This is a genomic window from Companilactobacillus bobalius (genome assembly GCF_009764355.1).
The window spans coordinates 1-4,998 of the sequence record NZ_LNUA01000067.1 but is presented as its reverse complement, the minus strand read 5'-3'; the positions used below and the strand labels follow the sequence as shown (position 1 = coordinate 4,998).

General features: G+C 34.6%; 7 protein-coding genes and 2 pseudogenes. All 9 read right to left on the bottom strand.

The window, feature by feature from the left end; genetic code table 11:
• On the bottom strand, positions 1-561 hold a 561-nt coding region (gene erm / locus ATN92_RS14980), incomplete at its 3' end, for a 23S ribosomal RNA methyltransferase Erm (RefSeq protein ID WP_158106804.1).
• A 124-nt stretch (positions 562-685) separates the two neighbouring features.
• Positions 686-769 carry a 23S rRNA methyltransferase attenuation leader peptide gene (locus ATN92_RS14975; RefSeq protein ID WP_001814874.1) on the bottom strand — a complete coding sequence of 28 codons (84 nt, stop codon included), beginning with the start codon at positions 767-769 and terminating at the stop codon, positions 686-688.
• 48 nt (positions 770-817) lie between these two features.
• A pseudogene (locus tag ATN92_RS19440) lies at positions 818-901 on the bottom strand (MLS leader peptide); the annotation flags it as partial.
• A gap of 604 nt (positions 902-1,505) precedes the next feature.
• Entirely contained in the window at positions 1,506-2,717 is a 1,212-nt protein-coding gene (gene mobV / locus ATN92_RS14965) for a MobV family relaxase (protein ID WP_074412848.1), read from the bottom strand.
• A gap of 252 nt (positions 2,718-2,969) precedes the next feature.
• Positions 2,970-3,608, bottom strand: a complete 639-nt coding sequence (locus tag ATN92_RS14960) for a replication protein (protein WP_056950684.1) — start codon at positions 3,606-3,608, stop codon at positions 2,970-2,972.
• A 123-nt stretch (positions 3,609-3,731) separates the two neighbouring features.
• The gene (locus tag ATN92_RS14955) at positions 3,732-3,887 is read right to left on the bottom strand and encodes a protein RepA (RefSeq protein WP_002328822.1); all 156 of its coding nucleotides are present in this window, start codon (positions 3,885-3,887) and stop codon (positions 3,732-3,734) included.
• 536 nt (positions 3,888-4,423) lie between these two features.
• Positions 4,424-4,645 carry a hypothetical protein gene (locus ATN92_RS14950; protein ID WP_010712928.1) on the bottom strand — a complete coding sequence of 74 codons (222 nt, stop codon included), beginning with the start codon at positions 4,643-4,645 and terminating at the stop codon, positions 4,424-4,426.
• Positions 4,621-4,692, bottom strand: a pseudogene (locus tag ATN92_RS19690) (rRNA adenine methyltransferase); the annotation flags it as partial. The pseudogene ATN92_RS19690 and the gene ATN92_RS14950, both read right to left, overlap by 25 nt.
• The coding region (locus tag ATN92_RS14945; RefSeq protein WP_234032615.1) for an rRNA adenine N-6-methyltransferase family protein at positions 4,667-4,998 on the bottom strand (332 nt) is incomplete at its 5' end. The pseudogene ATN92_RS19690 and the gene ATN92_RS14945, both read right to left, overlap by 26 nt.

Genomic DNA, 4,998 nt, shown 5'->3' with positions numbered 1-4,998 from the left:
CCAATATTTATCTGGAACATCTGTGGTATGGCGGGTAAGTTTTATTAAGACACTGTTTACTTTTGGTTTAGGATGAAAGCATTCCGCTGGCAGCTTAAGCAATTGCTGAATCGAGACTTGAGTGTGCAAGAGCAACCCTAGTGTTCGGTGAATATCCAAGGTACGCTTGTAGAATCCTTCTTCAACAATCAGATAGATGTCAGACGCACGGCTTTCAAAAACCACTTTTTTAATAATTTGTGTGCTTAAATGGTAAGGAATATTCCCAACAATTTTATACCTCTGTTTGTTAGGGAATTGAAACTGTAGAATATCTTGGTGAATTAAAGTGACACGAGTATTCAGTTTTAATTTTTCTGACGATAAGTTGAATAGATGACTGTCTAATTCAATAGACGTTACCTGTTTACTTATTTTAGCCAGTTTCGTCGTTAAATGCCCTTTACCTGTTCCAATTTCGTAAACGGTATCGGTTTCTTTTAAATTCAATTGTTTTATTATTTGGTTGAGTACTTTTTCACTCGTTAAAAAGTTTTGAGAATATTTTATATTTTTGTTCATGTAATCTCTCCTGAAGTGATTACATCTATAAACAAATACAGAAGTTAAACGATTTGTTTGTAATTTTAGTTATCTGTTTAAAAAGTCATAAGATTAGTCACTGGTAGGAATTAATCTAACGTATTTATTTATCTGCGTAATCACTGTTTTTAGTCTGTTTCAAAACAGTAGATGTTTTATCTACATTACGCATTTGGAATACCAACATGACGAATCCCTCCTTCTTAATTACAAATTTTTAGCATCTAATTTAACTTCAATTCCTATTATACAAAATTTTAAGATAATGCACTATCAACACACTCTTAAGTTTGCTTCTAAGTCTTATTTCCATAACTTTAGGGTTAACCATACGCAAGACCAATCACTCTCGGACAATACTCATGATTTTAATGATAAAATCCATGTTAAACCCATAGATAAGAAATACACCTGCAATAACCGTTACCTGTTTGTGCCAATTTAAAAATGCACCACTTTTTTATAATTAAAACGGTTGAAAACTGTACCACTAATAACTCACAATAGAGAGATGTCACCGTCAAGTTAAATGTACAAAATAACAGCGAAATTTTTAAATCTATTTCTTATCGATACAAATTCCTCGTAGGCGCTCGGGACCCCTAATAGTATCAAGATAAGAAGAAAAGGGTATTTTGCTCCGCAAAAACCCTTTTAAAAACCGTGGGCTTCCGCCCACCCCTGACAAACGCAATGCGTTTGATCATGCCTCTGAAAAGTAGCTTTATCACGTAATTACTTTTCGTCGCTCAGCAAAAGCTAAATGCCTAAAATAAAAAGACAAGGGTAAACGTTGCTCACGTTGTTCGCCCTTGTCTTTATTATTTATAGCCATTTTAAACGCTTATGCCGACGAAAAGTAATAATCACGTGTAAATATACTCGAATTGATTTAAAACGTCTTAGAACGCAAATATGAGCTTCTAACGACTTAATTCATCTCTATCTCGTGTTTGAGTTTCATTTCTATGAATTTTTTCAAATTCTCCACCTTTTACAAATTCTTTTACTTTGTCTAAAACGCCACTAACAAGCGTTTTAACCTGTTCAGTTGTAACTTGCTTAGAATCTTTAAAGTACTCTTTAAACCCTTTGTAAATGCCCTTAATTTCGTTTTTAAGCGATTTATTCTCTTTCTCCAACGAATCAATTTTCTCTAGATTATTATTATATCTATCTGCTAAATCGTTGAAATCACGCACTACTTCCTTGTATTTTTCTTTTACATAGTCAATCCGCTTAGGTAAATCAGTTTCCGCATATTTCTTTAGTTTCTCATTCGATTTATATAAATCTTCATAGCCTTGTATTAAGGCATTTAATTTATCTTCAGGGATAATCACATTTCCTGTTTTTCGTTCTTCATTTTTCGTAAATTCATGTCGCAACTTACCAATACCAATGGTTTCGCCACTTGGTACTTTGACCGTTTTCGTTTCGTCTTTTAAATCTAAACTTTCTTTCTTGATTGTTGGTGTTTTATCGTTCGATAACGCTAAAACTTCTGACTTCCGCTGTTCCAGCGTGGTAGTCAGCTCTTTTAATTCATCCTTTGCCTTTTTATATTCAGGCACTGTTAAATTTTTACGCTCTGACCCTTTTTCGCCACGTTCAAGCTCAAAACCACGCTCATTTAAATACTTTGGCAATTCGTCTTGTACCGCTTGTAAGGCTTGACGATTAAAAACAGTCTTTGCTGATAGCTTGTGTTCGTCATTAAACGGCACAATTCCTAAGTGCATATGCGGTGTCGTTTCGTCTAAGTGAACTTGAGCATAGCGGATATTCTCATCACCAAATTTTTCTGAAAAATATGATTTAGCAACTTCAAAATAATCTTTAATTTCTTTACTATCTTTATCTTTAAAAAATTGGTTGTCAGAAGTTATGATCCATTCGTTTATTAATACAGCATCTTTTCTGACAGCACGACTACTTGATTTGTTGTCGTTAATAAATTGCTCAATATCTCGTTTATAATTTTCTGTCCGATTGACCAAATCATAATTTAAATGTGACCGTTCAACATCAATATCTTTGTTGGAATGATTGTCTGTATTTCTCTGATTATGATTACCTACCCCAACTAAATTTCCTGATTTTACCTTCTGCATTCTCGCCACTACAAATGACATATAAACACTCCTAACTTCGGGACAGCTTCCATGTAAAGTATAACCCACTATACTTTACTTCGTAAAGGTGGGCTCGCCGAGGGGTCTTGCAGACGGCTTATTCGGCTCTTTTGAGCCGAGTATCAGCGCACCCTTATGGTGCAATTAGCTGATACAAAAAACAAAGAGTTGGCTCATGTAATCCAACTCTTAAAACACAAAAAAATAACCCCCTTGGCTTTTCAGCAGGGGGCATATTTTTTATTTAATTCCTCACTCTTTATAAACTTGGTTTTCTTTTTGCCAATTCGATTTTATGTACTCTTTTATAAAAAGAGTATTCCTCTCTGTTAGCAATTCGAACCAACCAGCAGGAGCTCGGTCAGACATACAATAATCAGCAAAATCTTTTAAATGCATAATATTGTTATCCGAAATAAAACCAAGCATTTCTTTTAACGCTTGTCTTTTATCACCAGTAGATAACGCTAAACAACTTTCAAGGTCAAATCCACCAAACACTTGTATTTCTGTATTATCGTATTGATACTTTTCAGGATTATCCATATGCGTTAAATATCTAACAGCACCAGTTAAACCACTTATTCTTTCAGGAATCGGTGCCCTTAAAGCTCTTGCCATTTCGTCCATTTGTTCAAATGATTTATTGCCCTTGTAATTAAAAACTATATGATAATGCGGCTTTTTCTTTGTTCCGTCTGCATTAACATCTTTATCATGTAATGGACTAATTGCCACAGGTTCAGTTGAAATAATCTCTTTCCAATTCTCTGGCAAACTTTCAGGATAAACAACAATCCACCAGTTACGACCTCGCTTATAAGGCTGTTTAGTTTTTGGATTTAAATTCTTTCTAGGCAATGCCCAATCTGTTCTATTTTCATTTTCCATATTTTTCTACACCTTCCTAGTTACTCTACTAGGAAAACAAGGGAAAATTTGATAAACTTGAGTTGCGAAATCAAAGAAAACCAAATCTTGCGAGCCCTTGCTATCTTCCTAGCAGGGCTTTTTTTATTTAAAAATAGTCCCCTTATCATCAGCTTGATTAATTAAAAATGTAACCAAACCTGATTTAGTCATTCCATATTTTTGTGCCATTTTTTCTAGTTTGTCATTCGATTCAACAGGTAAAGATAAAGTCACTTTTTTCTTCTCAACTTCAACCACAAAATACACCTCAATTCTCTTCAAAATCTCTTTTACACTGTAATTATATTATACATACGACAGGAATACAAGATTTTACAAAAAACTTTTTTTCACCTCGAAATAGGTGCTTAAAACGTTCATATAAAGGTATTTACAAGACATTTAATCTTTTTATCTATTTGGACAATGGACAATGGACACATGGGGGGTGTCGTAGTGCCCCCATGAGTTGGTCGATTTTTTCAAAATCTCCCCCCAGTTTGCTTCCCAATTCCTAAAAACTAATAAAACCGCGGGCGTTGCCCACACCCACAAACGCAATGCGTTTGATCATGCCTCTGAAAAGTAGCTAAACATTCACACCTGTTGGCTTTCCGTCGTCTATGCAAAAGCTAAATGACAACAAAAAAAGCTGCAAGGGTAAATGCACTCACTACGTTCGCCCTTGCAGCTTTTTCTATTGCCATTTTTAACGCTTATGCCGACGAAAAGACCAAACAGGTATAAATATACTCGAATTGATTTAAAACGCCTTAAAACGCAAATATGAGCTTCTAACGACTTAATTCATCTCTATCTCGTGTTCGAGTTTCATTTCTATGAATTTTTTCAAACTCTCCACCTTTTACAAACTCTTTAATTTCGCTCACAAGGTTATTCATGAGCTTTTTAGCTTGTCCAACAGTTGCACCAAGGGTATTTTCCATAAACTGATTAAAACCTCTGTAAATGCCCTTAATTTCGTTTTTAAGCGATTTATTCTCTTTCTCCAACATTTACAAAAGCGACTCATAGAATTATTTCCTCCCGTTAAATAATAGATAACTATTAAAAATAGACAATACTTGCTCATAAGTAATGGTACTTAAATTGTTTACTTTGGCGTGTTTCATTGCTTGATGAAACTGATTTTTAGTAAACAGTTGACGATATTCTCGATTGACCCATTTTGAAACAAAGTACGTATATAGCTTCCAATATTTATCTGGAACATCTGTGGTATGGCGGGTAAGTTTTATTAAGACACTGTTTACTTTTGGTTTAGGATGAAAGCATTCCGCTGGCAGCTTAAGCAATTGCTGAATCGAGACTTGAGTGTGCAAGAGCAACCCTAGTGTTCGGTGAATAT

What these genes read in the sequence shown, in the direction of transcription:
- ATN92_RS14960 (WP_056950684.1), bottom strand. Translation starts at nt 3,608, where the DNA reads ATGGAAAATGAAAATAGAACAGATTGGGCATTGCCTAGAAAGAATTTA.
- mobV (WP_074412848.1), bottom strand. Translation starts at nt 2,717, where the DNA reads ATGTCATTTGTAGTGGCGAGAATGCAGAAGGTAAAATCAGGAAATTTA.
- ATN92_RS14950 (WP_010712928.1), bottom strand. Translation starts at nt 4,645, where the DNA reads ATGTTGGAGAAAGAGAATAAATCGCTTAAAAACGAAATTAAGGGCATT.
- ATN92_RS14975 (WP_001814874.1), bottom strand. Translation starts at nt 769, where the DNA reads ATGTTGGTATTCCAAATGCGTAATGTAGATAAAACATCTACTGTTTTG.